The sequence below is a fragment of the Cupriavidus sp. SIMBA_020 genome (genome assembly GCF_046535395.1).
In the GTDB taxonomy this organism is placed as follows: Bacteria; Pseudomonadota; Gammaproteobacteria; order Burkholderiales; family Burkholderiaceae; genus Cupriavidus; species Cupriavidus campinensis.
In genome coordinates, this window is sequence record NZ_JAWRWU010000647.1 from 1 (window position 1) to 270 (window position 270).

1 protein-coding gene is annotated in these 270 nt (G+C 68.9%); it reads left to right on the forward strand.

The window, feature by feature from the left end:
- On the forward strand, positions 1-270 hold a 270-nt coding region (locus SB751_RS30900), incomplete at both ends, for a phosphoenolpyruvate carboxylase (RefSeq protein ID WP_410749137.1).

Genomic DNA, 270 nt, shown 5'->3' on the forward strand with positions numbered 1-270 from the left:
CCGACCTGGCCATCGCCGCGCGCTATGCGCAGTTGGTGCCGCAGCGCGCGCTGCGCGAGAAGATCTTCGGCATGATCAGCGCCGAGCACGCCCGCACCCTGGCCATGCTCAAGCTGCTGACGCGGCGCGAACTGCTGGCCGACAACCCCGCGCTGCAGGCCTCGCTGCGCGAGCGCTTCTGCGGCATCCATTTCTTCAATCCGCCCCGCTACATGCGGCTGGTGGAGATCATCGCCACCTCGCACACCCAGCCTGCCGTGCTGGACGAGC